At 67.7% G+C, this 26,007-nt stretch carries 21 protein-coding genes and 1 pseudogene; 9 read left to right on the top strand and 13 right to left on the bottom strand.

The annotated features are described in order from the left end of the window. Positions 1 to 493: 493 nt before the first annotated feature. The 3 genes from ACJH71_RS10825 to ACJH71_RS10815 form a co-directional block, all read right to left on the bottom strand. Positions 494 to 1,576 carry a hypothetical protein gene (locus ACJH71_RS10825; RefSeq protein ID WP_406758020.1) on the bottom strand — a complete coding sequence of 361 codons (1,083 nt, stop codon included), beginning with the start codon at positions 1,574 to 1,576 and terminating at the stop codon, positions 494 to 496. A 157-nt stretch (positions 1,577 to 1,733) separates the two neighbouring features. After that, a complete protein-coding gene (locus ACJH71_RS10820) occupies positions 1,734 to 3,476 on the bottom strand; it encodes a glycerol-3-phosphate dehydrogenase/oxidase (RefSeq protein ID WP_406758019.1) in 1,743 nt (580 codons plus the stop codon). Positions 3,477 to 3,508: 32 nt separating this feature from the next. Next, on the bottom strand, positions 3,509 to 4,933 hold the full coding sequence (locus ACJH71_RS10815) for an NAD(P)H-quinone dehydrogenase (RefSeq protein ID WP_406758018.1): 1,425 nt from the start codon (positions 4,931 to 4,933) through the stop codon (positions 3,509 to 3,511). Between the two features lie 42 nt (positions 4,934 to 4,975). On the opposite strand from ACJH71_RS10815, the gene ACJH71_RS10810 reads away from it, so the two are divergent. Beyond that, complete coding sequence (locus ACJH71_RS10810; RefSeq protein WP_406758017.1) at positions 4,976 to 5,467, top strand: gamma-glutamylcyclotransferase; 492 nt, start codon at positions 4,976 to 4,978, stop codon at positions 5,465 to 5,467. Positions 5,468 to 5,578: 111 nt separating this feature from the next. On the opposite strand, the pseudogene ACJH71_RS10805 reads toward ACJH71_RS10810, so the two are convergent. Both ACJH71_RS10805 and ACJH71_RS10800 read right to left on the bottom strand, forming a co-directional pair. After that, positions 5,579 to 6,464, bottom strand: a pseudogene (locus tag ACJH71_RS10805) (hypothetical protein). A 200-nt stretch (positions 6,465 to 6,664) separates the two neighbouring features. Continuing rightward, positions 6,665 to 7,843, bottom strand: coding sequence for a M20 family metallopeptidase (locus ACJH71_RS10800; RefSeq protein WP_406758016.1), 1,179 nt, complete (start codon positions 7,841 to 7,843; stop codon positions 6,665 to 6,667). A gap of 37 nt (positions 7,844 to 7,880) precedes the next feature. Here ACJH71_RS10800 and ACJH71_RS10795 point away from each other — a divergent pair, with 37 nt between their 5' ends. After that, on the top strand, positions 7,881 to 8,693 hold the full coding sequence (locus tag ACJH71_RS10795) for a purine-nucleoside phosphorylase (RefSeq protein WP_406758015.1): 813 nt from the start codon (positions 7,881 to 7,883) through the stop codon (positions 8,691 to 8,693). On the opposite strand, the gene ACJH71_RS10790 is transcribed toward ACJH71_RS10795, so the two are convergent. Next, positions 8,687 to 10,165 (bottom strand): glycosyltransferase family 39 protein, encoded by a 1,479-nt coding sequence (locus tag ACJH71_RS10790; protein WP_406758014.1) that lies wholly within the window; start codon positions 10,163 to 10,165, stop codon positions 8,687 to 8,689. The two genes, ACJH71_RS10795 and ACJH71_RS10790, sit on opposite strands and share 7 nt — an antisense overlap. A gap of 113 nt (positions 10,166 to 10,278) precedes the next feature. On the opposite strand from ACJH71_RS10790, the gene ACJH71_RS10785 reads away from it, so the two are divergent. Further along, positions 10,279 to 11,889 carry a phospho-sugar mutase gene (locus ACJH71_RS10785; RefSeq protein WP_406758013.1) on the top strand — a complete coding sequence of 537 codons (1,611 nt, stop codon included), beginning with the start codon at positions 10,279 to 10,281 and terminating at the stop codon, positions 11,887 to 11,889. Between the two features lie 106 nt (positions 11,890 to 11,995). On the opposite strand, the gene upp is transcribed toward ACJH71_RS10785, so the two are convergent. The 4 genes from upp to ACJH71_RS10765 all read right to left on the bottom strand — a co-directional run bounded on the left by upp (position 11,996) and on the right by ACJH71_RS10765 (position 17,087). Beyond that, positions 11,996 to 12,619: a uracil phosphoribosyltransferase gene (gene upp / locus ACJH71_RS10780; RefSeq protein WP_406758012.1), complete on the bottom strand. Its 624-nt coding sequence runs from the start codon at positions 12,617 to 12,619 to the stop codon at positions 11,996 to 11,998. Between the two features lie 17 nt (positions 12,620 to 12,636). After that, a complete protein-coding gene (locus ACJH71_RS10775; protein ID WP_406758011.1) occupies positions 12,637 to 14,022 on the bottom strand; it encodes a PE-PPE domain-containing protein in 1,386 nt (461 codons plus the stop codon). Between the two features lie 4 nt (positions 14,023 to 14,026). Beyond that, positions 14,027 to 15,442, bottom strand: coding sequence for a PE-PPE domain-containing protein (locus ACJH71_RS10770; protein ID WP_406758010.1), 1,416 nt, complete (start codon positions 15,440 to 15,442; stop codon positions 14,027 to 14,029). Between the two features lie 166 nt (positions 15,443 to 15,608). Further along, positions 15,609 to 17,087 (bottom strand): PE-PPE domain-containing protein, encoded by a 1,479-nt coding sequence (locus ACJH71_RS10765; RefSeq protein WP_406758009.1) that lies wholly within the window; start codon positions 17,085 to 17,087, stop codon positions 15,609 to 15,611. 179 nt (positions 17,088 to 17,266) lie between these two features. On the opposite strand from ACJH71_RS10765, the gene ACJH71_RS10760 reads away from it, so the two are divergent. After that, entirely contained in the window at positions 17,267 to 18,532 is a 1,266-nt protein-coding gene (locus tag ACJH71_RS10760) for a primosomal protein (RefSeq protein WP_406758008.1), read from the top strand. A 183-nt stretch (positions 18,533 to 18,715) separates the two neighbouring features. Beyond that, entirely contained in the window at positions 18,716 to 19,282 is a 567-nt protein-coding gene (locus tag ACJH71_RS10755) for an LGFP repeat-containing protein (protein ID WP_406758007.1), read from the top strand. A gap of 72 nt (positions 19,283 to 19,354) precedes the next feature. Here the strand turns inward: ACJH71_RS10755 and ACJH71_RS10750 are convergent, their stop codons facing one another. The 3 genes from ACJH71_RS10750 to ACJH71_RS10740 are packed head-to-tail and all read right to left on the bottom strand — an operon-like array spanning position 19,355 to position 22,141. After that, positions 19,355 to 20,443 carry an adenosine deaminase gene (locus tag ACJH71_RS10750; RefSeq protein WP_406758006.1) on the bottom strand — a complete coding sequence of 363 codons (1,089 nt, stop codon included), beginning with the start codon at positions 20,441 to 20,443 and terminating at the stop codon, positions 19,355 to 19,357. Positions 20,444 to 20,450: 7 nt separating this feature from the next. Beyond that, positions 20,451 to 21,752 carry a thymidine phosphorylase gene (locus ACJH71_RS10745; RefSeq protein WP_406758005.1) on the bottom strand — a complete coding sequence of 434 codons (1,302 nt, stop codon included), beginning with the start codon at positions 21,750 to 21,752 and terminating at the stop codon, positions 20,451 to 20,453. Beyond that, positions 21,749 to 22,141: a cytidine deaminase gene (locus tag ACJH71_RS10740; RefSeq protein ID WP_406758004.1), complete on the bottom strand. Its 393-nt coding sequence runs from the start codon at positions 22,139 to 22,141 to the stop codon at positions 21,749 to 21,751. Before ACJH71_RS10740 ends, ACJH71_RS10745 begins: the two co-directional genes overlap by 4 nt. Before the next feature lie 240 nt (positions 22,142 to 22,381). Between ACJH71_RS10740 and sdhC the strand changes: the two genes are divergently transcribed. Genes sdhC through ACJH71_RS10720 form a run of 4 tightly spaced genes read left to right on the top strand, consistent with a single transcriptional unit; the run spans position 22,382 to position 25,937 of the window. Next, complete coding sequence (gene sdhC / locus ACJH71_RS10735) at positions 22,382 to 22,816, top strand: succinate dehydrogenase, cytochrome b556 subunit (protein WP_406758188.1); 435 nt, start codon at positions 22,382 to 22,384, stop codon at positions 22,814 to 22,816. Beyond that, a complete protein-coding gene (locus ACJH71_RS10730; protein ID WP_406758003.1) occupies positions 22,813 to 23,280 on the top strand; it encodes a succinate dehydrogenase hydrophobic membrane anchor subunit in 468 nt (155 codons plus the stop codon). Before sdhC ends, ACJH71_RS10730 begins: the two co-directional genes overlap by 4 nt. 33 nt (positions 23,281 to 23,313) lie before the next feature. Further along, the gene (gene sdhA, locus ACJH71_RS10725; RefSeq protein WP_406758002.1) at positions 23,314 to 25,068 is read left to right on the top strand and encodes a succinate dehydrogenase flavoprotein subunit; all 1,755 of its coding nucleotides are present in this window, start codon (positions 23,314 to 23,316) and stop codon (positions 25,066 to 25,068) included. Beyond that, positions 25,068 to 25,937, top strand: coding sequence for a succinate dehydrogenase iron-sulfur subunit (locus ACJH71_RS10720; RefSeq protein ID WP_406758001.1), 870 nt, complete (start codon positions 25,068 to 25,070; stop codon positions 25,935 to 25,937). Before sdhA ends, ACJH71_RS10720 begins: the two co-directional genes overlap by 1 nt. The last annotated feature ends 70 nt before the right edge of the window (positions 25,938 to 26,007 follow it).

The following is a 26,007-nucleotide window of genomic DNA, read 5'->3' as shown; positions in this document are numbered from 1 at the left end:
CCCCCTTCTGGGATCGAACATTAAGACGATGCGATTCCCACATCGCCATTAACTTATTATGGGCTCAGGCTTGTGTCAACGGTTTCACTGGCCGTTTCTCTAGAACCAGCAACGCATGCTCACAGTAAATTTCCAGTTCATCCGCTTAGCGGCCCGCCATGGGCAACGACCACGGGTGATGCCGCGGAGACCGGAGACCTTCCCAACAGCAGCAAGAAGCTCAGGCTTTTCTCGGCATTTTCATCCGGGCCGATCGCGCCACACAACCAGCCAATGCCTAACCGGCATTAACATCCTGCCGTAACAGTCAATCAGTATGAAATTTACGGGGTAAAAATACTTGAGCTATTTTGCGACATGGAGCGAAATGCGCACGGGGCGCTATATTTCGCCCCAGCAAATTAACAGGTGCGTTTATCGCGCATCGATTCCAGGCAAAAAGCCACGCCCGGTCCGCGGGGACAGACCGAGCGTGGCGAGAAGGGCGGGGCCGCTACGGGGCCAGCAGACCGAAGGCTTCCAAGAAGTCGGTGACCAGCGTGTCGCCGGTGATCGCCAGGGTGCTGCCGTCGGGCAGGAAGCTGGCCAGGAAGGTGCCCAGGCTCTGCTCACCCCATGTTTCGCCGGAGGGGTCGAGCAGCGTCCCGCCGAACGGCAGGCCGTCGAGGTACTTGTCCCAGGTCTGGGCGGGGTTCAGGGTGAACAGCAGCGCCAGGGTGGCGTTGTCCATGGTGGTGCTGTTGGTGGAGCTGACGGGCAGGATGTGCAGATATTCGCCCAGCGTGTAGGCGCTACCGGCCACCACCGTGGTCGAGCCGAGACCCGAGTACGCGTGTTGGGTGACGTCGGCGGTGGGAACAGTCAGTATCGCGCTCAACCAGTCGACCAGCGAGCTGTTGACCGTCAGATCGGGATGGCTGGTGATGTTGAGAAGTGCGCCGCAGGCCAAAGTGCAGTTCTCCACGTTCAGGTTTTCCAGGCCCAGCGCGTTGATCATGCTCGCGAACTGACCGAGCAGCGTTCCCAGGCCCACCGCGGTGGCCAGATCGGTCAGCGAATGCGTACCGGCGCCGTCGCCCAGAACGACATCCACCAGCTCACCGAGGTCCACGTTGCCGATCGGCACGCCGTCCACCAGGAACAGGCTGCCGGTGCCCAGCAACGACTGCACGGCGGCGTTCGAGCTGTAGAGCGGCTCGGTGAGCGAGATCCCGAAGATGTCGGCGATGCCCGCCAGGGTGGTGGCATCGGGGTTGAAGGCGGCCAGCAGCGCCGAGACGTCCGAACTGACACTCAGCGGCGTGGTGGTCCCGGGCACATCGCCCAGCGCAGCCAGCACCTGGTTGAGGTCCCCCAGCGACATCGTGTCCAGCAGGGACTGCAGGCTCTGCGTGAACGTCGGATAGGCCGTCAACACCACATCGTGCTGCGCCGACGCGGTCTGCGGGCTCGAGAGCCGCGGCCCGAGTGCACCGGCACCGAGCAGGCCCGCCCCGGCGACGACGACAGAAGCGACTAGCGCACCGCCCCTTACGGACAGCTCACGCGAGCGCCACCCCCCGATCCCACCCGACATGAGCCGCCCCTTCCCCACGCCCGGATCCCCATGTGATCCAGCCCATGGGCAGAAACTAACCCCGCCAGAAATGTGTGTCAAACACATGTGAATGCTGATATCAGCCTAAATGATCGGAAAGATTCCCTGAATCATACCCGCAGTAATGAAGTCCTGTTCAGGTAAGCGGAATCGGCTCCAGTATTTCGGCCCGCGCCTCGGGGGCGCTGACTCGCAGCGCATCCGCCGATGCGTCGTCGGGCTGCTCCTGCGAGAGGATCTCGGCTTCCACCCGTGCGGTGTAGTTGGCCACCTCGCGGTCGACGCAAGCGTCGTCCCAGCCGAGCACCGCCGCCATCACCTCGGCGACCTCGCGCGCACAGTTCACCCCGCGGTGGGCGTACTCGATGGAGATCCGGGTCCGCCGGGCCAGCACGTCCTCCAGATGCAGAGCGCCCTCCGCGACGGCCGCATAGGCCACTTCCACTTTCAGGTAAGTGGGCGCCTCGGCGATCGGGTCCAGCAGATCCGGCTGACCGTCGGCCACCGCCAGCACGTCGTGGATCAGCGAGCCGTAACGGTCCAGCAGATGCCGCACTCGATACGGGTGCAGACCCTGGTGAGCGCCCACATGCTCGGCCTGGTTGACCAGCGCGAAGTAGCCGTCGGCGCCCAACAGCGGCACTTTCTCGGTGATCGAGGGCGCCACCCGCGTCGGGATGTACTCGGCGGCGGCGTCGATAGCGTCGGCGGCCATCACCCGGTAGGTGGTGTACTTGCCGCCGGCGATGGCCACCAGCCCCGGCGAGGGAACGGCCACCGCATGCTCGCGCGACAGCTTCGAGGTGTCGTCGTTCTCCCCCGCCAGCAGCGGCCGCAGTCCGGCGTACACACCCTCGATGTCGGCATGGGTCAGTGGCGTGGCCAGCGCGGTGTTGACGTTGGTCAGGATGTAGTCGATGTCGGCCTTGGTGGCCGCGGGATGGGCCAGGTCCAGATTCCAGTCGGTGTCGGTGGTGCCGATGATCCAGTGGGTGCCCCACGGAATGACGAACAGCACCGACTTCTCGGTCCGCAGAATGATCGCCGCTTCCGACACGATCCGATCCCGCGGCACCACGATGTGCACGCCCTTGGAGGCCCGGACGTGGAACCGGCCACGCTGGCGCGAGAGCGCCTGGATCTCATCGGTCCACACCCCGGTGGCGTTGACCACGACGTGTCCACGGACCTCGGTGACTGCGCCGTCCTCGGAGTCGCGGACCCGCACCCCGGTCACCCGGTCGCCTTCGCGCAGCAGCGCGACGACTTGGCTGGAGGTGCGGATGACCGCCCCGTAGTGCGCCGCGGTGCGCGCGACGGTCAGGGTGTGGCGGGCGTCGTCGACAACGGTGTCGTAGTAGCGGATGCCGCCGATCAGGGCGCTGCGCTTGAGCCCCGGGCACAGGCGCAGGGCGCCGGCGCGAGTCAGATGCCGTTGCGCGGGAACAGATTTCGCGCCGCCCAATTGGTCGTAGAGGAAGATCCCGCTGGCCACGTATGGCCGCTCCCACCAACGCCGGGTCAGGGGATACAGAAACGGCAGTGGCTTGACCAGATGTGGCGCCAGGGTGGTCAGCGACAGCTCGCGTTCGTGCAGCGCCTCGCGCACCAGCCCGAACTCCAGCTGCTCGAGGTAGCGCAGGCCACCGTGGAACATCTTGGAGCTTCGGCTCGACGTCCCGGCGGCGAAGTCACGCGCCTCCACCAGTGCCACCTTGAGGCCGCGAGTGGCGGCGTCGAGCGCACAGCCGGCGCCCACCACTCCGGCGCCGATCACCACTACGTCGAACTGCTCACTGCCCAGTCGTTCCCAGGCTCGTGCTCGTTGGTCCGGTCCCAGCGTGCTCACGTGTGCCAGGCTACGTGGCCGCCCGCCCAAACACGCTGTGACGCTCGCTTCAGCACCACGGCTCAGTCGAGGTCGTCGTGCGTCATCAGCCGGCGGGCCGCTTCGGTGAGCGAGCCCGACAGCGACGGGTACACCGCCAGCGTCTGCGCCAAGTCGGCGACGGTGATCCGGTTCTGCACCGCCAGCGCGATCGGCAGGATCAGCTCCGAGGCGATCGGGGCCACCACCACCCCGCCGATCACCGTGCCGGTGGCCGGCCGGCAGAACAGCTTGAGGAACCCGTAGCGCATCCGGCTCATCTTGGCCCGCGCGTTGGTCTGCAACGGCAGCATGACGGTGCGGGCAGGCACCGTGCCGTCGTCGATCTGGGACTGCGGCACCCCCACCGCGGCGATCTCGGGGCGGGTGAACACCGCGGCGGCCACCGTGCGCAGCCGGATCGGGGCCACCGCATCGCCCAGCGCGTGATACATCGCGATCCGGCCCTGCATGGCCGCGACGGACGCCAGCGGCAGCAGTCCGGTGCAGTCACCGGCGGCGTAGATGCCGGGCACCGACGTGCGCGACACCCGGTCCACCTGTAGGTAGTTACCCGGTCCGAGCTCGATCCCGACCCGCTCCAGGCCCAGTCCGGAGGTGTTGGGCACCGACCCGACCGTCATCAGCGCATGGCTTGCCGCCACGGTGCGGCCGTCGGTCATGGTGACCAGCACGCCGTCGCCGGAGCGGGTCACCGAGGCGGCCCGGGCGTTCTTGACCAGCGTGACGCCGCGTTCGGCGAACACACTCTCCAGCACCCGCGCCGCGTCGGGATCCTCGTGCGGCAGCACCCGGTCACGGCTGGCCACCACCGTCACCTTGACCCCGAGTTCGGTATAGGCGTTGGCGAACTCCGCGCCGGTGACCCCGGAACCCACCACCACCAAGTGTTCGGGCAGCGTGTGCAGGTCATAGAGCTGGCGCCAAGTCAGAATCCGTTCGCCGTCCGGCTCCGCACCGGCCACGGTGCGCGGGCTGGCGCCGGTGGCGATCAACACCACGTCGGCGTCGAGCACCCGTTGCGCACCGTCGTGCTCGGTGACCCGCACTCGGTGATGCGCCAGGCCGGGTTCGGGGTCGATCAGCTCCCCGTGGCCGGCGATGACCTCGACGCCGGAGTTGACCAGCTGGGTGCGGATATCGGCGGACTGCGCCGCAGCCAGGGATTTCACTCGCTCGTGGATCTTGTCCAGCTCGATCTCGGCATCGGTGAAGTGGATGTCGAAACCCAGGTGCGGGGCGCGTCGCAGCTCGGTGCGGACCCCGGACGAGGCGATGAACGTCTTGGACGGCACGCAGTCCCACAACACGCAGGCGCCGCCGAGGCCGTCGGCGTCGACCACCGTCACCGTTACCACTTCGGGGCCCTTGGCCGCCGCCACCAGCGCCGCCTCGTAGCCGGCCGGGCCACCGCCGACGATCACGATGCGCGTCGAGGGAGAAGTCACAGCGACTAACCTATCCGCAGCGCTGCGTTTAAGATTTCTGCCGTGCCGCTCTACGCCGCCTACGGGTCGAACATGCATCCCGAACAGATGCTGCAGCGGGCTCCGCACTCCCCGATGACCGGCACCGGCTGGTTGCACGGCTGGCGCCTGACGTTCGCCGGCGAGGACATCGGCTGGGAGGGCGCCCTGGCGACCGTGGTCGAGGACCCGGACTCGAGTGTTTTCGTCGTCCTCTACGACGTGACTCCCGAGGACGAGAAGAACATGGACAGCTGGGAAGGCTCGGAGTTCGGGATCCACAAGAAGATCCGCCTCCGGGTGGACCGGGTGGACGGGATCACCTCGGACCCGGTCGACAGCGAGCCCGCGCCGGTGTTGGCGTGGCTGTATGTCGTTGACGCCTGGGAGCGCGGACTACCGTCGGCGAGATACTTGGGCGTGGTGGCCGAGGCCGCCCAGATCGCCGGTGCCCCAGACGAATACGTGCGAAACCTGCGGACCCGCCCGGCCCGCAACATCGGCCCCGGCTCCTAGCCCCCCGCTCGCCATTTGGCGCCCCCGCCATTTGGCGCGAGTGTGCGTGTTTGCACGGCGACACGCCGCCGCGGTTGTACAACTGCGCCCCCTCGCGGAAGGGCGGCCCGGTCAGGCGGCAGCGCGCCACAGCTGAGTTTCGATACGGCGGACGGTCTCCCACGGCCGGCGTCGAACATCATCGGCGATGATCGAGACCACCACCCAGCCCATCTCGTGCAACGCGGCGCGCCGCTGACGTTCGTAGACGAACGCGTCCGGCCCCTCATGCCAGAAGACGCCGTCATATTCGACCGCCACCCGCTGGCCCGGCCAGGCAAAGTCGACTCGCCAGACCCGGTGATCGCGATCCACGATCTGATGCTGCAGGACCGGGGTCGGCAGGCCGCCGTCGACGATCATCAGCCGCGATTCGCTCTCCATGGCAGACTCGGCCAGCGGATCGGCGAGCGGAAGCAGCTCGCGCACGGCCACGATGCCGCGCCGGCCCGCCTGGCGGATCGCGGCACGTTGCAGCCATGCGGCGGGTACAGGTCCCGCTGCGCAGCGCGGCATCCAATGTTGCCAACGCCCTTGGGCGACGAAGCGCGCGAGCCACCTCGATCGCCGTCCACTCCGGAGTGGTCGCCGGTCGGCCCGCGACTTCGCTCAACGGGGCACCCGCACGCCGGTGCACCACCAGGCCGTCGGCCGACCGCAGTTGCTGGTCCGGTGGGTTGAGCACATGCAGGTCGACGGGCTCCTCGGTGTCAAAGCCGTATGCGGCGGCCGCGGTCCCCAGACAGACCGCAACAGGGGTGCCTGTCGCCAGGTCGAGCCCACGTAACCGGAGCTCGGTCGTGATTTGTCCGGAGCCGTAGATTCCGTACCAAATCTTTTGCAGAGAGCCGTGTTTCAGCTCCGCGTCAAATCCGCGGCGGGTCAGGAAGGTCAGCGCCTGGGCGGACGTAACCACGCCGCCCTGGCGATCGAGTAGTTGGTGCAATCGTTGATCCATGCGGCCGATCGTCGACGCCGGGAGCGAAAGCCGGTTCCCTCATTCGGCCCGGCCGGCCCCAACTGTGGACAACGGCCGGACTGTGCAATTTTCGGGACCCACGAGGGTGCATCGTTGTACGCAACCTGCGGCGTGTCGGCGTGCAAACACGCACCCTCGCGCCTGAAGGGGCGCGCCTGAAGGGGCGCGCCCGAAGGGGGCTAGAGCAGATCGGTCTGGTCGACGACGCCGGCCATCACCCGCACGCCGACGGCCAGCGCCCGCTCGTCGAGATCGAACGTCGGCTGGTGCAGATCCAGTTGCGGCCCGGTGCCCGGCCACACGCCGAGCCGGCCCATGGCACCGGGCACCTGCTCCAGATACCAGGAGAAGTCCTCCCCGCCACCGGACTGCTGGGTCTCCGCCAGCACCTCGGGCCCGATGGCCTCGATCGCGTGGGTCAGCATTCGCGTCGACACCGCTTCGTTGACCACCGGCGGTACTCCGCGGTGATAGTTCAGCGTGTGCTCGATATTCAGCGGCTCCAGCAGGGAGGCCACCGCCTCCTCGACGATGCCCTCCATCGCCACCCAGGTGTCCCGGCTGGCCGTGCGCACCGTTCCGGCCAGGCGCCCCGACTGCGGTATGGCATTGGCTGCGGCGCCGGAATTCACTGCACCCCAGACCATCACCGTGCTGTTACGCGGGTCGATGCGCCGGGACAACACTCCCGGCAGCCCGGTGATCAGCGTGCCCAGCCCGTAGACCAGGTCGGCGGTCAGGTGCGGTCGCGAGGTGTGTCCGCCGGGACCGCTGACGGTGATCTCGATGGTGTCGGCCGCCGAGGTGATCGGCCCAGGAATGGTGGCCACCCGGCCGACCTCCAGCCGTGGATCGCAGTGCAGCGCGAAAATCCGGCTGACCCCGCTCAACACGCCCGCGGCGATCGCGTCGATCGCGCCACCGGGCATCAGTTCTTCCGCGGCCTGGAACACCAGCCGCACACCGACCGGCAATTCTGGCGCCGAAGCCAGCGCCAGCGCCGCACCCAACAGGATCGCGGTATGCGCGTCGTGGCCGCAGGCGTGCGTCACCCCCGGCACCAGCGAGGCGTACGGCGCCCCGGTCTGTTCGGTCATCGGCAACGCGTCGATATCGGCCCGCAATGCGACGCGCGGCCCATCCTCCGGACCGAAGTCGCAGGTCAAACCGGTTCCGCTGGGCAACACCTTGGGGTTGAGTCCGGCGCTGGCGAGGCGTTCGGCGATGAACTGAGTGGTGGCGAACTCTTGGCGACTCAGCTCCGGGTGCCGGTGTAGATGCCGTCGCCACGCCACCAATTCCTCGGCATGGGCCGCCAGCCACGCCTCGACGGCGTGCGACACGGGAGTTGGAGACATTCAGGCAGTATCCCATCGCGGCGCGCTATTAAACTCAGTGGCTGTGACGGTACCGCTGGCAACTCAGGCGGCCGCGGTCGTAGCCCGGCGCACCGGCGTGCAGGCGCATGACGTGGCGGTCGTGCTCGGTTCCGGTTGGGCGCCCGCGGTGGCAGCCCTCGGCACCGCGACTGCGACCCTGCCGATGGCCGACCTGCCCGGGTTCAGCACGCCGACCGCGGCGGGCCACACCGGCGAGCTGGTGTCCATGCAGATCGGCACGCACCGGGTGCTGGTGCTGGTCGGCCGGATCCACGCTTATGAGGGCCATCAACTCGTCGACGTCGTCCGTCCGGTACGCACGGCCGTCGCGGCCGGGGCCAACACCGTGGTGCTGACCAACGCGGCCGGCGGCCTGCGGGCCAGTTACCACGTCGGCCAACCGGTGCTGATCAGCGACCACCTGAACATGACCGGGCGCTCCCCCCTGGAGGGCGCGCACTTCGTCGACATGGTCGATGCCTACACCCCGTCGCTGCGCGCGCTGGCTCACCAAGTCGATCCCACCCTCGCCGAGGGTGTCTATGCCGGGATGGCCGGCCCCCAGTACGAGACCCCCGCCGAGATCCGGATGCTGCGCACCCTGGGCGCTGACCTGGTGGGCATGTCGACGGTGCACGAGGCGATCGCCGCCCGGGCGGCCGGGGCCCAGGTCCTGGGCCTGTCGCTGGTGACGAACCTGGCGGCCGGCATCACCGGTGAGCCGCTCAGCCACGCCGAGGTGCTGGCCGCGGGTCGGGAGTCGGCGGCCCGCATGGGCGCGCTGCTGGCCGACGTCATCGCCCTGCTGCCGGCGCCTTCAGGTCAGTAGCTCACACCCGAACTGTGCCGCATCCGCGGCCACATGGTTGCCCAGCTGCCCACCGGCTGCTCGCACAGGTAGATCTTCGCGGTGCTCTCCCCGTTGCGCACCCCGGCGGGGAACCGGATCGACGTCAGGTAGGTGACGTGCCGCCAATACTGGGTCAACTTCACCACCGGGAATCGCCCGACGCACAGCACGGTGTCGGCGCTGCCGGCCGGCGGTCCCCACTGGGCATAACTGCTGTCGCCACTGACCACCGGACGGTTGATGCCGGCGGCCGGCCCGAGGATGTGCAGCGCCGAGGCTTCGCCGTAGTTGCTGGTGAAGATCGGCACGTCGTCGGGCAGCGGAGCCGCGGCAGCCGCCACATCCTCGACGAATCGCGGCCATCCGTAGGTCTCCATCGGGATCGGATTGACCTTGCGCAATGTGGTGGCGTTCGCCGGCGGCAGCACCGGCAGGCAGAACACCACCGCGCCGGCGAACAGCGCGACCAGCGCAATCGCCCAGCCTCGCGGCGGCCGGTCACGATCCTGGGACTCAATACGCACTGCCCCGGCGGCGAACAGCGCCGCGAGCGCCGGCCCGGCGTAGTAGCAGCGACCGCCGGTGACGATGCACAGCACCAATGCCACCACCGGTACCACCAGGACCCAGCGGTACTTCCGGGCCTCGTCGGAAGCCAGCCAGTGGGCCCCGATCGCCCACAGCAGCACCAGCAGCGGACCCGCGTACAACAGCAGCAGTAGCGGCAGCTGGGTCAGCGACCCCGCCGGGCCGCCCATCCGCACCGACATCGCGTGGGCGAACATCAGACTCGGCCAACCATTCCCGGCCTGCCAGATCAGGTTGGGGACCGCCAGGGCCATCGCCACGGCGCCGGCCAGCCAGGGTCCGGCCGTGCGCAACGCGTCGCGGCGGAACATCGCCAGGCCGACGCCGATACCGATGAGCAACAACGCGACGGTCTGCTTGGTTTCCAGCCCGATACCGGCCACCACGCCGGCAGGCAGCCAGGCCGGCACCGTTCCGATCCGCAACGCCCGAGTCACCAGCAGCAACACCGCGATCCAGATCAGCTGGTCGACGACGGTGGTGCCGAAAAACATCGCCGCACCCATGAACAGCGGGCTGGCCGCGACGGCGGCCGCCGTGATGACCTGGGCAATGCGCCGCCCGCCGAATTCGGCGGCCAGCAGGGCCGCCAACACGATGCAGCCCAGGTGAACCGCGATGGCCAACAAGCGGAGCCCCAACAAGCCACCCAGGGCGGCAACCCGGGCCAGCAGCGGCACCAGCGGAGGATGGTCGAAGTATCCCCAGGCGGGGTGTTGGCCGCAGATCACGTAGTAGAACTCGTCGGGATGCCAGCCGTAGTTCAGGGCGAAGGCGCCGTGGACGGCCGCCGCCACGGCAACCACGATGGCTACCGGCGCGAGCGTTCGCCGATTCACCGACGGGGCAGTTGAACGACTCACCAGCGAGGATGTCGAACCAGCCACCGGCACTCCATTGTCACGTTGGGCACAAACCCCGGGCATCGTAGCAAGTAGTTGACACATGTCGAGTTACCGCTTGCCACAATCAACGGGTGACCCCCCAGGAGTGGATCGCCCACGACCCCGACCCGGTGACCGCCGCGGAGCTCCGCGCCTGCAGCCCGGGCGAGCTGGCCGCCCGGTTCGCCGCACCGTTGCGGTTCGGCACCGCCGGGCTGCGCGGGCCGGTGCGCGGCGGACCGGACGCGATGAATCTGGCTGTAGTGCTGCGGGCCAGCTGGGCGGTGGCCCGGGTGTTGTCCGCGCATCGGCGCAGCGGCTCGACGGTGGTAGTCGGCGGCGACGCACGTCACGGCTCGGCGGAGTTCGCGACCGCGACAGCCGAAGTGCTTGCTGCGGCCGGATTCTCGGTATTGGTTCTCCCCCAGCCGTGTCCGACGCCGGTGGTGGCGTTCGCGGTGCGCCACACCGGCGCCGCGGCCGGCGTCCAGATCACCGCCTCACACAACCCGGCCGCAGACAACGGCTACAAGGTGTACTTCGACGGCGGCGTGCAGATCGTTTCGCCGACCGACACCGAGATCGAGGCGGCGATGGCCGACGCCCCTCCGGCCGACGCAATTGCCCGCCGCCCCGTTACGCCGGCCGGAGACGAGCTGCTCACGCGCTACATCGGGCGGGCCGCCATGGTACGACGACACGGCGGTCGGGTTCGGGTGGCGCTGACGCCGCTGCACGGCGTGGGCGGCAAGGTGGCGGTCGAGGTCCTACGCGCCGCGGGGATTGCCGATATCCACACGGTGGCAGCCCAGTTCGATCCGGATCCGGATTTTCCCACGGTGGCGTTCCCCAACCCGGAAGAGCCGGGGGCCACCGACGCGCTGCTGAAGCTGGCCGCCAAGGTCGACGCCGACGTCGCGATCGCGTTGGACCCCGACGCCGACCGGTGCGCGGTCGGCATCTGCGGCCCGCACGGCTGGCGGATGCTGACCGGCAACGAAACCGGTTGGCTGTTGGGCGATTACCTGTTGTCACGGCTGCCGGCGGGCCGGGCGGCCGGCACTGTGGTGGCCAGCAGCGTGGTGTCGTCGCGGATGCTGGTGCGGATCGCGCAGTGCTACGGCGCCCGCCATGTGGAGACGCTGACCGGATTCAAGTGGCTGGCACGCGCCGATAACGGTCTGCCGGGCGCCACCTTGGCTTACGCCTACGAGGAGGCGATCGGCTACTGCGTCGACCCGGAAGCGGTGCGCGACAAAGACGGCATCAGCGCCGCGGTGCTGGTCTGCGATCTGGTCGCGGCGCTGCGGGATCGGGGCAGCTCGATTCCCGAAGCCCTCGACGTGCTGGCCCGTCGGCACGGAATGCACGTCACCGACGCGGTGTCGCGCCGAGTCCCCAGCCCCGCCGAGGCAGCCGCGGTGATGGCCCGGCTACGTACAGATCCACCGGGTGCGCTGGCCGGATTCGCCGTCACCGCAAACGATCTGCTGCACCGCAGCGGACCGGTGACCGACGCGCTGGAGTTCACCGGCGAGCGCGACGGTAGCTCGGTGCGGGTGGTGGTGCGACCGTCAGGGACCGAGCCGAAGCTCAAGTGCTATCTCGAGGTAGCTCGGCCGCCGTCGGATGACCTTGCCGGGGACCGCGCCGAGGCGCAGCGGGTGTGTGGGGCCCTCGCCGACGCGGTCCGTTCCTGGTAGCACCCATTCGCCCCATTCGTTACCAGCCGCCGCACCCGACTCGGCTGCCACCAGCTCGACAGGGCGTGATGATTGCCCGCCGGTTACGGGTGTGACGGTGGGGATCTCAGCGCGGCCCGAACTGACGGTCGCCGGCATCGCCGAGGCCCGGAACAATAAAGGCGTCCTCGTTCAGTCCGTCGTCAACGGTGGCGGTGAACAGCCGCACCCCCGGAGCCGCTTGCGCCAGCGCCGCAACGCCTTCCGGTGCCGCCACCACGCACAGCACGGTGATGTCGGTTGCGCCGCGGTCGATCAGCAGTCCCAGGGTGTGCACCAGCGAGCCGCCGGTGGCCAGCATCGGGTCGAGGACCATGACCGGTGTGGTGCTCAGGTCCGTCGGCAGCGATGCCAGATAGGGCACCGGTTGGTGGGTGGCCTCGTCGCGCGCCACGCCGACGAACCCGACGTCGGCTTCGGGGATCAGGGCGTGCGCCGCGTCCACCATGCCCAGTCCGGCGCGCAGCACCGGCACCAGCAGCGGTGGCCGCGCCAGCCGTGCCCCGCCGGTGTCGGTCAGCGGGGTGCGCACGGAGATGTGCTCGCGGGGCGCGTCACGGGTGGCTTCATAGACCAGCATCCAGGTCAGCTCGCGCAGCGCCGACCGGAACGCTGCGTTGTCGCTGCGCACGTCGCGCAGCGCGGTCAACCGCGCCGCGGCCAACGGGTGGTCGACGACGCACACATCCACGCCTGGGACCCTACGGGTCATGCGCCGAGGAAGTTGAGGATCTCGAAGACCACCGCGCCCATCTCCAGCATCGGCGCCAGCGAGATCAACGGCTCGCCGTTGAACACCGCGTCGGGGCCCAGCCAGTCGGCGACGTTCAGCGTCACCGCCAGCTCGTTCCAGGCGTCCAGGAGATGGGCGTCCACGGCGTTGGTGAGGTGATAGCCGGTCAGCAGCACGTCGACGAACGAATCCGACAGCGGGGACAGCCCGGCGAAACCCAACAGGTCATTGACCGGATCCACGAAGCTGTGCACCGCGGCGTACTGCAGGCCGGCCAGCATCTGCAGCGGGTCCATTCGCAATACGAAACCGGCCACATCAGAGCCGTCGGCCAGCTGACCGCCGGCGGTAACGGCCCAGGGCCCGACGGCATCGGTGCCGTTGATCCCGACGAAGGGGTCACCCGGGTTGCCGTAGCCCCAGTCGATGACCAGTTTCAGCATCGGCGCCAGCGCATCCCCGATGAGCTTGCCGACGTCACCGAGCTGGTAGATCGGCCACAGGATCGGCAACTGCTGGGGAATCAGATAAAAGTCGGTGTCCCCGATCCTGCCGAGATCGATGGTCTCGGCCAGGTTGTCGAAGTCGACGTAGGAGAAATGCACGGTCGCCGTACCGATCAGCGCATTGATCATGGCCAGCAGGTTGGCGGGATCCTGCGGGAAGTTGGCCAAGCCGTCGTACTCGCCGGTGTAGATGTCGGTGTCGAAGCCGCTGGTCGGCGTCGGCCCGATGCTCAACGGGATGCCCAAGAACGGCAGGGTGATCGGCTGATCGCTCAACACCGGATAGGCGGGGAAGCGGGTCAACACGCCGCCGAGCGGGTTGCTGGGATTGCCGATCAGCACGAAGTTCAGGTTGTCCGGGTCGTAGTCGCCGCCCGGTGCGTTGGCGAGCAGATCGATCATCAACTGGGTGGAGACAGTGGCGCTCTGCGAGTAGCCGAACACCGTGACGTCGTCGCCATTCTCCAGTTGCGGTACCACCGCGGCCTGCAGGATCTCGGTACCGCGGGCTATCGATTGGGCGAAGGTCAGATAGGGGTTCGGTGGGGGCAAGCACACCAGCGGGCAGAACTGGTTAGGGGTGACCAGACCGGCGAAATCGTAGCCGGGAAACGTCGGCTGTCCCGGAAACCACGGCGTGGCCGGCTGCAGGAACAGGTCCAACACTGCGTCCATGTAGCCGCCGACCGTGGGATCGGGAATGCTGGTCGGCCCCATGATCCAGCCTTCGTTGCCCAGCAGCGCCACGTCGGACCGATCTGCCGCCCGGGGTCCCGGAGCCCCTGGCCCGCAGGTCACCGAGAGCACCGACGCCGCCACGAGCAGTGCTGCCCCCAGCGATCGCCGGTGCTGCATCGATCTAGGCGTCGAGCAGGTTGATCAAGCTGAAGCCCACCCCGACCAGGTCCAGCAGCGGCTGAGCGGAGATCAGCGGGGCACCGTTGAAGATGGCGTCCGGGCCCAGCACGTCGAGCAGGTTCCACTGGGTGGCCAGGTCTTGCCATCCGGTGAGCAGGGCCTGGTCCAGGCCGAGCGTCAGGTTGTAGCCCGACAGCAGCGTGTCGACGAACGAGTCCGACAGCGGGCCCTGCCCGGCGAAGTCCAGCAGGTTGTTGATGGTGTTGGTCAGGCTCTGCACGCCGGCGTATTGCAGGCCGGCCAGCATCTGCAGCGGGTCCATCCGCAGCAGGAACCCGGCGGCGCCGGTGTCCTCCGACAGCTGTCCGGTCGCGGTGACCGCCCAAGCGCCGGCCGCGCCGATCGGGTCGACGCCGTTCACCGTGATTCCGGCATCCGGGGCTCCGGGGTTGCCGTAGGACCAGTCGATGAAGGTCTTCAGGAGGGGCGCCAGCGCGTCGGCGGCGAATTTGCCGATGTCGCCGAGCCCGTAGAGCGGGCCGAGGATCGGCAGCTGCTCGGGCAGCATGAAGTAGTTGGTGTTGCCGATCGAGCCCAGGTCGATGGCGTTGGCGAGGTTGTCGGTGAAGTAGGCGTTGTGCACCGCCCCGATCCCCATGATCGCGTTGATCACCGCCAGCAGGTTGGTGGGGTCCTGCGGGAACACCGCCCAGCCGTCGTATTCGGTGCTGTAGACGTCGGTCGCGAACGGCACGGTCGGGGTCGAGTCGATGCCCACCGGGATGTTCAGGAACGGGATGTGCTGCATGTTGCCGTCGAAGCCATCGGCGAAGTGCAACCGGGACAGCATGCCGCCGATCGGGCTGTTGGGGGCACCGATCAGCACGAAGTGCAGGTTGTCCGGGTCGTAGTCGCCACCCGGCGCGTTGGCGAGCAGGCTGTGCATCGCCAGGGTGGCGATGACGGAGCTCTGCGAGTAGCCGAACACCGTGACTTCCTCACCGGCCTCCAGCTGCGGGCGGATCGCACCCTCCAGATTGGCGACGCCCTCCGCCAGCGAGTCCCCGAAGTTCAGCTGCGGGACCGGCAGCGGCTGGCAGACGATCGGGCAGAACTGCTCGGGGGTGACCAGGCCGTTCAGCGCGTAACCCGAGTAGGTCGTCTGCCCGGTGAACCACGGTGTGACGGGCTGCAGGTAGAAGTCGCGCACCAGGTCCACGTAGATGCCGACCGCCGGGTCGGCCTGGCCGGTGCCGCTCATGATCCAGGCCTGACCGGCCAGCAGCGTGACGTCGGCGAGCATCTTCTCGATCCGGGACGCCAGCGCCGGACTCAGCAGCGATGACACGCCCAGGAGAACGGCGCACAGTGCGGCCAACAACGCCGCCCCAAAAGGATGCACTCGCTTAATCGTCATCGCAGACCTCCCGGGCCGGATCGAATATGTCCTCGGCGATCAATTACCCCCACCTGACAAGATCACATTAATCTATTAGGTGGATTTCAGCGTTGACCTTCATTGAGAAAACGCGTGTTGTCAAATCGATGACAATCGACCTGGCTTTTGCTCCAGGCGGGTCGGTCTACGCGCCGAAGAAGTTAAAGAGGCTGAAGCCAAGACCGATCAGATCCAGCAGCCCGTCGCCGGGCAGCCCGGGCCCGCTCAGCAGGGCGTCGGGGCCCAGCACGTCGCTCAGGTCCAACGCCGCGGCCAGGTCGCTCCACCCGTTGATCAGGAACTGGTCGATGGAGTTGATCAGGTCGTAGCCGGTGATGGTCTGCAGGAAGTCGGTGATCCCGGTGATGGTGCTGATGTCCGTGGCGCTGAGGGCACCGCCGTTGGCGGCAGCCGCGACGTCGGCCCACGGGCCGACGAGGCTCTGGATCAGTGCATTCTGGGCACCGGCCAGCATCTGCAGCGGGTCCATCCGCTCGAACAGGCCCATCACGCTGGAGCCGTCGTACAGCTCACCGGTCGGTGTCATCGCCCACGGCCCGCCGGCCACCCCGAACGCCTGCTGGTAGGCGCTGCCGCTGATGAAGTCACCGGCCGGGATCTGGTAAAGCCCGTTGACGGCCGGGTCGCCGGCATTGCCGTAGCCCCAGTCGATGACCAGCCTGGCCCACGGTGAGAAGAAGTCGCCGAAGAACTGCCCAGCAGTCCCCCCGTTGAACATGAACTGCAGGATCGGCAGGTTCTGCGGAATCATGTAGAAGTTCGCGTCGCCGATCGTGCCGACGTTGATGGCGCTGGCCAACTGCTCTGCGGTGTAGTCCGGGTAGTACGGGTGCACGGTGAGGATGCCGATGAGCGCGTTGATGACGGCCAGGATGTTGGTCGGGTCCTGCGGGAAGTTGGCCCAGCCGTCGTACTCACCGGTGTAGATGTCCGAGGCGATGTGGTCGGTCGGGGTGGCGTCCAGGCTGAGCGGAATGTTGACGAACGGCAGGTGTTGGTCGTCGGGGAATTGGAAGCGGTCGAGGATCCCACCGATCGGATTGTTCGGGTCACCGATCAGCACGACGTGCATGTTGCCCAGCTGATCCAGGGTCGGGTAACCGGCGGTCCCGGCGTTGGCGATCAGATTGTTCATCTCGATGGTCGCGATGGCGGCGCTCTGCGAGTAGCCGAACACCGCCACGTTGTCGCCGGCCAGCAACTGCGGCAGGATCCCCTGATTCAGCAAGCCCACACCGGCGTTCAGGGACTGTCCGAAGTTGAGCGCCGGCTGTCCGGGGATGCACACGAACGGGCAGAACTGCTCCGGTGTGGTCAGGCCTCCGAAGGTGTAGCCGGGAAACGTCGGCTGGCCGGGGAAAAGCGGCGACGACGGCTGCAGGTAACCGGCGAGGATCTGACCCAGGTAGGGGCCGACGCTGGGATCGGGCACACCGGTGCCGCTCATGATCCAGCCGTGGTCGGCCAGCAGCCGCAACCGGATCGCCAGCTGGTCCACGCTGTAAGCCACCGCCGAGGACAACGCCGATGTCAGGCCCAGTACCGCGGCGCACAGCACCGCCAGCAGCATGGCGCCCGCTGGGCGCAACCGACCAGTCGTCATGGCGACCTCCCCCGGCCCCGGTTTTCCAACAGCAGCGACGCTAGCCATCCGGCGGAAGCCGCCAACCCGATCACCGCAAAATTCAGGGTTCTCTCATCCGCGATGCGAGCCGACGCGCCGCCAATCCCGGCGCAATCCCGCCTTCAGGCCTCGCGGGCTGCATCGTTATTCTGTGCGCCATGGCAGCTGACCTCGTACCGATCCGCCTCGCGGTGACCGATGGTGACCGTTACACCCTGTGGGCGCCGAGCTGGCGCGACTCCGGTGACGAGTGGCAGGCGTTCCTGGGCAGGGACGAAGACCTCTACGGGTTCGCCACCGTGGCCGACCTGGTGGCATTCGTACGGGTCAACGCCAACAACGACCTGGCCGACCACCCGAGCTGGCCGCAGCTTGTCCAGGCCAACGCCCACAAGCTGGACCCGGGCCGGGGCAGGCAGTATGACCTGATCGCGGTCGAAGAACTGCTGACCGAGAAGCCGACCAAGCAGTCCGTCCAGTCGCTGGCCCAGGCGATGGAGATCGTCTCGGCGATCGGATCGGTGTGCGACCTTCCGGCGGTGACCAAGTTCTTCAACGGCAACCCCAACCTGGGGTGGCTGGCCGGCGGCGTCGACAACTTCGCCGGTCGGGCCGGCCGCAAGCGCTGGGAGACGATCGCCGAGATCATCGGCCGCAACTGGGGCGCGGTGTTGGCCGCCGTTGAAGAGATCATCAGCACGCCCGACGTCGACGCCGCCGCGGCCTCGCGGGCGGCCGATGAGCTGGCCGCAGACGCCCCGGCCGAACCGGAGCCGGCGGAGGACATCGAAGACACCGACGAGCAGGACGGCGACGACGAATCGGCCGCCGCGGCGACTGAGCGGGCCTCGGGCGACCGGGTGGTGCTTGGCGGCGACGCGAACTTCTGGACCAAGGTGGGCATCGACCCGATTCGGGTCATCACCGACAACGGGACGTTCTTCACGCTGCGCTGCTATCTCGGGGACCAGCCGGTGTTCCTGGGCCGCAACGGCCGGATCAGCGTGTTCGGGTCCGAGCGCGCTCTGGCCCGGTACCTGGCCGACGAGCACGACCACGACCTGTCGGATCTGAGCACCTACGACGACATCCGGACCGCCGCCACCGACGGTTCTCTGACGATCGACATCACCGATGACAATGTCTACGTGCTCTCCGGGATGTCCGACGACATCACCGATGGGCCGGACGCGGTAGACCGCGAGCAGCTCGATCTGGCGGTCGAATTCCTGCAGGATGTGGGCACCTACGCCGAGGACGGCGTGGTCGCCGACACCCTCAAGCCGGACCGTCCGCTGGGCCGCATGGTCAGCTACGTGCTCGACCGGGAATCGGTGAACGAACCGCAACGCCCGTACGCGCCCGCCGTCAAGGAATGGGAACAGCTCGAACAGTTCGTGCAGTCGCGACTGCGGCGCGAATAACGATTTTCCGCCCGGTTGCGCCCGCCGCGACGTGCGCGGTACTGCGGAAATTCACTGGAAATGCGGCAATCATTTGCCTCATTTCACTGCCGAGTGGTCATATTCACGACTAACATCTGGCCCGATAACACTCGGGCCGAGCCGTGCGGTTTGCGGGGGCCTTCCAATTCGAAAGGACTACACATGCGCAAGGCAACACAGCGGGCCGCAGCAGTATCCGCAGCAGTTTTGGGAGTCGCGCTGATCGGCACGGGTTGCAATGGCACCGCCAAGGAGAAGACCAGCGAAGCCCTCAGCTCGGCCAGCTCGGTTGCGTCCTCGGCCAGCTCGGTGATCTCGTCCGCGGTCAACACCCCCTCCGAGGACGAGAGCGCCGCCAGCTCCACCGTGATCACCGGGGCCGACGGCAAGGAGTACACCGTCGCCGGACCGATCCTGGCCAAACTCGACTCACTGGACGCGACCGCCAAGCAGGATCTGGGCGAGCCCACCGGCGCCGAGCAGAAGAACCCTGACGGCGGCACCTACCAGCAGTTCGACGGCGGCGTGATCGTTCACACCACCCGGTCCTACGTGGTGTGGGGCAAGATCCGCGACAAGTGGAACGAGCTGGGCGGTTCGCAGGGCAAGCTCGGCTACCCGACCAGCGACGAGACCACCAACGCTGACGGGTCCAAGCAGACCACCTTCGAGCACGGCATCATCACCTGGAAGCAGGGCGACGCCGAGGCCACCGTCACCGAGCACTGATTCGGAGGATCGAAGGCCGGGCAATCGCCACCGCGATTGTCCGGCCTTCGTCAGTTTTGCTCCCGGTGTGAATCAGTCGATCAGTACCGCATATTGCGGCTTGATCACTTCTTCGATGATCTGCACCCGCTGGTCGAACGGGATGAACGCCGACTTCATCGCGTTCACCGTGAATCGCTGCAGATCGGCCCAGCCATACCCGAAGGTCTCGGCCAGCACCCACATCTCCCTGCTCATGGTGGTGTCGCTCATCAGCCGGTTGTCGGTGTTGATCGTCACCCGCAGCCGGGCGCGGGCCAGCAGATCGAACGGGTGCTCGGCGATGCTGTCGACCGCGCCGGTCTGCACATTGGAGCTCGGGCACAGCTCCAAGGGGACCCGCTTGTCGCGCAGGATCGCCGCCAGCCGCCCCAACCGCACGCTGCCGTCGTCGTCGACGGTGATGTCGTCGGTGATCCGCACCCCGTGCCCCAGCCGGTCGGCACCGCAGAATGCGATCGCCTCGTGGATGGAGGGCAACCCGAACGCCTCGCCGGCGTGGATGGTGAACCGGGCGTTGTGGTCACGCATGTACTCGAACGCATCCAGGTGCCGGCTCGGCGGATAGCCGGCCTCGGCGCCGGCGATATCGAACCCGACCACACCGTTGTCGCGGAACCGGATGGCCAGCTCGGCGATCTCCCGGGACAGCGCGGCGTGGCGCATCGCGGTCACCAGGCAGCGCACCGTGATCTCCCGGCCCGCTGCCGCGGCGTCGCGCTCGCCGTCGGCGAAACCGGCCAGCACCGCATCGGTCACCTCGTCGAACGACAGCCCGCCCTCGATGTGCAGTTCGGGGGCGAACCGCACCTCGGCATAGACGACGGCGTCGGCGGCCAGATCCTCGACGCATTCTCGGGCCACGCGGTGCAGCGCCTCGGGGGTCTGCATCACGGCCACGGTGTGGCTGAAAGGTTCGAGATAGCGCTCCAGCGAGCCGCTGTGCGAGCGAGTTCGGAACCAGGTCGCCAGCTCGTCGGGGTCGGTCTCCGGAAGCCCGTCGTAGCCGACCTGCCCGGCGATGTCGACGACGGTGGCCGGGCGCAGGCCGCCATCCAGGTGATCGTGCAGCAGCGCCTTGGGGACCTGCCCGATGGTCTCCAGGCTCACCGGTGTGCTCATGACTTCATCATGGCGTCGCCTCGATGATCAGGGGACGCGGCTGCGGCGGTGTGTCGCCGATGCGGTAGCCGCCGTCGAGCTCAGCCAACGCGGCGGCGAGCCGCTCGGGGGTATCGGTGTACAGCGTGAACAAGGTTTCGCCGGCCGCCACCGGGTCGCCCGGCCGGCGGTGAATCCGCACCCCCGCCCCGTGCTGCACCCGCTCCCCCGGCCTGGACCGGCCCGCGCCGAGCCGCCACGCCGCCAGGGCCACCGCCATCGCGTCGATGGCCCCCATGACGCCGCCCCGATCAGCAGTCACGGTCTCGCTGCACGCCCCCACCGGCAGTGGCGCGTCCAGATCCCCGCCCTGGGCGGCGACCATCGCGGCGAATCGGTCCATCGCGCTGCCGTCCCGCAGGGCCTGCGCCGGGTCGACACCGTCGATTCCGGCCAGCTCCAGCATCTCTTCGGCCAGCCGCACCGTCAGCGCCACCACATCGGCCGGGCCGCCGCCGGCCAGCACCTCGAGGGCTTCGGCCACCTCGATCGCGTTGCCGACCGTGCACCCCAGCGGCACGCTCATGTCGGTGAGCAGGGCACGGGTCGGCACACCGTGCGCCGCACCCAGCCCGACCATCATCTGGGCCAGTTCCCGGGCCTGCTCAGCGGACCGCATGAACGCGCCCGACCCGACCTTGACGTCCAAGATCAGGGCTCCGGTGCCCTCGGCGAGCTTTTTGCTCATCACCGAGCTGGCGATCAGCGGCAGCGATTCCACGGTGGCGGTGACGTCACGCAACGCGTAGATCTTGGCGTCGGCGGGTGCCAGAGCGCCGGCAGCGAAGATCGCCGCGCCGACGGCGGCCAGTTGCTCACGCAGCCGCGCGGTGGACAGCGCCACATCGAAGCCCGGTATCGCCTCCAGCTTGTCCAAGGTGCCACCGGTGTGCCCCAAGCCACGACCCGACGCGCTCGGTACCGCAGCTCCGCAGGCGGCAACGACGGCAACCAGCGGCAGGGTGATCTTGTCGCCCACCCCGCCGGTGGAGTGCTTGTCCACCGTCTTGAGGGGCTTGCCGCCGCGGCTCAGGTCGGTGAAGTCCATCCGTTCCCCCGAGGCGATCATCGCCGTGGTCCACCGGACGGTTTCGGCCGCATCCATCCCGCGCAGGTAGATCGCCATCAGCAGCGCCGACATCTGCTCTTCGGCGACCACGCCCGCGGTGTAGGCGTCGATCAGCCAGTCGATCCCGGCATCGGGCAGCCGGTGGCCGTCACGCTTGGTGGCGATCAGCGTCGGGGCGTCAAAGAAGGCCGGCACGCTCATGGCAGCGCGTCGGGTCCGAAGGCCTCCGGCAGCAGTTCGGCCAACGACCGTGCCCCCGCCGGGTGGTCGATGAGCAGTGCGGAACCACCGTGTTCCAGCAGCACCTGGCGGCAGCGACCGCACGGCATCAGCAGGGTCCCGTCGGAATTGCTGCAGGAGAGCGCCACCAGCCGCCCGCCACCGGCCGCGTAGAGCCCGCAGACCACCGCGCACTCGGCACACAGGCCCAGCCCATATGAGACATTCTCCACATTGCAGCCGGTGACCACCCGGCCGTCATCGGTCAGTCCGGCTGCACCGACCCGCAGGCCCGAGTACGGCGCGTAGGCGTTAGATGAAACCTTGATTGCGTTGCGCCGCAACATATCCCAGTCGATTTGGTGGGACATTCAACAGGTCTCCTGTCGATCCGAGCGCACCACATCACCTCGTCCGTCCGTCGGCAACGATCAAAAAACAGCGTAGCCGCAGGCTCTGGCTACTCGTCAGTAACTTTTGCGTGGTCGTTTCGGACCTATTGATGGGTTTAGAGTCCTTGCCGAGGTTTGTTGACAGCGATTGCGTTGCGGAGCGACCGTACGCACGGTATAGGCCGGGCGCAGCGGGCCGCTGCAGAAAATTTGGAGGCGCTGATGACGGCGACATCCGCGGATGCGGCGACGCCGAGGACCCGGACGGATGGGACGCGGTTCCGGCGGCAGAGTCTGTACAAGGGTGACCCGGGGATGTGGGCGTTCGCGCTGCACCGGATCACCGGTGCGACCATTTTCTTCTTCCTGTTCGTACACGTGCTCGACACGGCCCTGGTGCGGGTGAGCCCGGAGGCCTACACCGAGGTGATCGCGACCTACAAGACCCCGCTCGTCGGCCTGATGGAGCTGGGGCTGGTGGCCGCGGTGCTGTTCCACGGTCTCAACGGGGTCCGGCTGATCCTGATCGACTTCTGGTGGCAGGGCACCCGCTGGCACCGCCAGATGCTGGTGGCGGTCGGCGTCATCTGGCTGGTGGTGATGGTTCCGGTGGTGGTTCGCATCGGCATGCACATGGTGGAGCGGTTCCTATGAGCACAATTGACGTACAAGGCAGCAGGGGCCCGATAGCCCCGGTCCGCGGGCTGGACCGCGACCGCCCGGCCAGCCTCGGCGACCCGCGTGCGCCGCAGCGGCACAGCGGGATGCCCAACTTCGAGAAGTACACCTGGCTGTTCATGCGGTTCTCCGGTGCCGTCTTGATCTTCCTGGTGCTCGGGCACCTGTTCGTGATGCTGATGTGGCAGGACGGCGTGTACCGCATCGACTTCAACTACGTGGCGGAGCGCTGGCACTCGCCGTTCTGGCAGATCTGGGACCTGCTCCTGTTGTGGCTGGCCCAACTGCACGGCGGCAACGGCATGCGCACGATCATCGGCGACTACACCCGCAGCTCCCGCAGCCGGTTCTGGCTGATGACGCTGCTGGCGGTGTCGATCATCTTCACGCTGGCACTGGGCAGCTACGTGCTGCTGAGCTTCGACGCGAACATTTCTTGACGGCAGATTCGGTAGCGAACGGGTGATATCGCGGTGATTCAAGAACATCGATACGACGTGGTGATCGTCGGTGCCGGCGGCGCCGGGATGCGCGCGGCCGTCGAGGCGGCCCCGCGGGCCCGCACCGCGGTCCTGACCAAGCTCTACCCCACGCGCAGCCACACCGGCGCGGCCCAGGGCGGCATGTGCGCGGCGCTGGCCAACGTCGAGGACGACAACTGGGAGTGGCACGCCTTCGACACCGTCAAGGGCGGCGACTACCTGGCCGACCAGGACGCCGTGGAGATCATGGCCAAGGAGGCCATCGACGCGGTGCTGGACCTGGAGAACATGGGCATGCCGTTCTCCCGGACGCCGGAGGGCCGTATCGACCAGCGCCGGTTCGGCGGGCACACCCGCGATCACGGCAAGGCCCCGGTGCGCCGCGCGTGTTACGCCGCCGACCGGACCGGCCACATGATCCTGCAGACGCTGTACCAAAACTGCGTCAAGCACGGCGTCGAGTTCTTCAACGAGTTCTACGCCCTGGACCTGGTGCTCACCGAGACGCCGTCGGGCCCGGTGGCCACCGGCATCGTTGCCTACGAGCTGGCGACCGGTGACATCCACGTCTTCCACGCCAAGGCGATCGTGTTCGCCACCGGCGGCTCGGGCCGGATGTACAAGACCACCTCGAACGCGCACACCCTGACCGGCGACGGCCTGGGCATCGTGTTCCGCAAGGGACTCCCGCTCGAAGACATGGAGTTCCACCAGTTCCACCCGACCGGCCTGGCCGGCCTGGGCATCCTGATCTCCGAGGCCGTCCGCGGCGAAGGCGGCCGGTTGCTCAACGCCGACGGTGAGCGGTTCATGGAGCGCTACGCACCGACGATCGTCGACCTGGCCCCGCGCGACATCGTGGCCCGCTCGATGGTGCTCGAGGTGCTCGAGGGCCGCGGCGCCGGACCGAACAAGGACTACGTCTACATCGACGTGCGTCACCTCGGCGAAGAGGTGCTCGAGGAGAAGCTGCCCGACATCACCGAGTTCGCCCGCACCTACCTGGGCGTGGACCCGGTCAAGGAACTGGTGCCGGTCTACCCGACCTGCCACTACGTGATGGGCGGCATCCCGACCACGAACACCGGCCAGGTGCTGCGCGACAACACCAACACCGTGCCGGGCCTCTACGCCGCCGGCGAATGCGCCTGCGTTTCGGTGCACGGCGCCAACCGGCTCGGCACCAACTCGCTGCTGGACATCAACGTCTTCGGCCGCCGCGCGGGTATCGCCGCCGCCGAATACGCCAACGCGCACGACTTCGTCGACCTGCCGGAGAACCCCGCAGACATGGTGACCGGCTGGGTGTCCGACATCCTCTCCGAGCACGGCAACGAGCGGGTCGCCGACATCCGTGGCGCACTGCAGCAGTCGATGGACAACAACGCCGCGGTGTTCCGCACCGAAAAGACCCTCAAGCAGGCGCTGAGCGACATCCACGCGCTCAAGGAGCGGTACGCCCGGATCACCGTGCACGACAAGGGCAAGCGCTTCAACTCCGACCTGCTCGAGGCCATCGAGCTGGGCTTCCTGCTGGAGCTGGCCGAGGTCACTGTGTTGGGTGCGTTGAACCGCCAGGAATCGCGCGGCGGACACGCTCGCGAGGACTACCCCAACCGGGACGACGTCAACTACATGCGCCACACCATGGCCTACAAGCAGGGCTCCGACCTGATCGCCGACATCCGGCTGGACTACAAACCGGTGGTGCAGACCCGCTACGAACCGAAGGAACGGAAGTACTGATGTCCTCCTCAGCTGACTCCGGTTGCTGCTCGTCCGAGGGCGGGTGCTGCTCGCCGGGACCGTCGAGCGCGGCACCGGCGGCGCTGGTCGACACTGTCCCGGCCGGTGACCCGCCGCTGCCCGCGATCCCCGAGGGCGCGCAGATGGTCACGCTCAAGATCGCCCGGTTCAACCCGGAGAACCCCGACGCCTACGCCGCCACCGGTGGCTGGCAGAGCTTCCGGGTTCCGGCACTGCCCACCGACCGGCTGCTCAACCTGCTGATCTACGTGAAGAGCTACCTGGACGGCACGCTGACCTTCCGCCGGTCCTGCGCCCACGGGGTGTGCGGCTCCGACGGCGTGCGGGTCAACGGCAATAACAAGTTGGCCTGCAAGCTGCTGATGCGCGACATCCTGCCCAAAAAGCCGGGCAAGGAGCTGACGCTGACCATCGAGCCGCTGCGCGGGCTTCCGGTGGAAAAAGACCTCGTGGTCAACATGGAACCGTTCATGGATGCCTACAAGGCGGTCAAGCCGTACCTGATCACCTCCGGCAACCACCCCACCCGCGAGCACATCCAGAGCCAGACCGACCGTGCGCGCTACGACGACACCACCAAGTGCATCCTGTGCGCCATCTGCACCACGAGTTGCCCGGTGTACTGGAGCGAGGGCGCCTACTTCGGGCCGGCCGCGATCGTCAACGCCCACCGGTTCATCTTCGACAGCCGCGACGAGGCCGCCGCCGAGCGCCTGGACATCCTCAACGAGGTCGACGGGGTGTGGCGCTGCCGTACCACGTTCAACTGCACGGATGCCTGCCCCCGTGGCATCGAGATCACCAAGGCGATCCAGGAGGTCAAGCGGGCGCTGATGTTCGCCCGCTGACCTTCGTCCGCGACTCGACGTGCAAGCCCCCAATTTCGCCACGAAATGGGGGCTTTCGCGTTCGATCACC

The organism is Mycobacterium sp. SMC-15 (assembly GCF_045310925.1).
GTDB lineage: Bacteria > Actinomycetota > Actinomycetes > Mycobacteriales > Mycobacteriaceae > Mycobacterium.
This window is presented reverse-complemented; position numbering and strand designations above follow the sequence as displayed.

Coding starts and splice junctions, on each gene's coding strand:
- ACJH71_RS10730 (WP_406758003.1), top strand. CDS start 22,813: ATGAGCACAATTGACGTACAAGGCAGCAGGGGCCCGATAGCCCCGGTC.
- ACJH71_RS10770 (WP_406758010.1), bottom strand. CDS start 15,442: ATGACGATTAAGCGAGTGCATCCTTTTGGGGCGGCGTTGTTGGCCGCA.
- ACJH71_RS10720 (WP_406758001.1), top strand. CDS start 25,068: ATGTCCTCCTCAGCTGACTCCGGTTGCTGCTCGTCCGAGGGCGGGTGC.
- ACJH71_RS10750 (WP_406758006.1), bottom strand. CDS start 20,443: ATGAGCACACCGGTGAGCCTGGAGACCATCGGGCAGGTCCCCAAGGCG.
- ACJH71_RS10755 (WP_406758007.1), top strand. CDS start 18,716: ATGCGCAAGGCAACACAGCGGGCCGCAGCAGTATCCGCAGCAGTTTTG.
- ACJH71_RS10765 (WP_406758009.1), bottom strand. CDS start 17,087: ATGACGACTGGTCGGTTGCGCCCAGCGGGCGCCATGCTGCTGGCGGTG.
- ACJH71_RS10800 (WP_406758016.1), bottom strand. CDS start 7,843: ATGTCTCCAACTCCCGTGTCGCACGCCGTCGAGGCGTGGCTGGCGGCC.
- ACJH71_RS10740 (WP_406758004.1), bottom strand. CDS start 22,141: ATGTCCCACCAAATCGACTGGGATATGTTGCGGCGCAACGCAATCAAG.
- ACJH71_RS10760 (WP_406758008.1), top strand. CDS start 17,267: ATGGCAGCTGACCTCGTACCGATCCGCCTCGCGGTGACCGATGGTGAC.
- ACJH71_RS10825 (WP_406758020.1), bottom strand. CDS start 1,576: ATGTCGGGTGGGATCGGGGGGTGGCGCTCGCGTGAGCTGTCCGTAAGG.
- ACJH71_RS10775 (WP_406758011.1), bottom strand. CDS start 14,022: ATGCAGCACCGGCGATCGCTGGGGGCAGCACTGCTCGTGGCGGCGTCG.
- ACJH71_RS10745 (WP_406758005.1), bottom strand. CDS start 21,752: ATGAGCGTGCCGGCCTTCTTTGACGCCCCGACGCTGATCGCCACCAAG.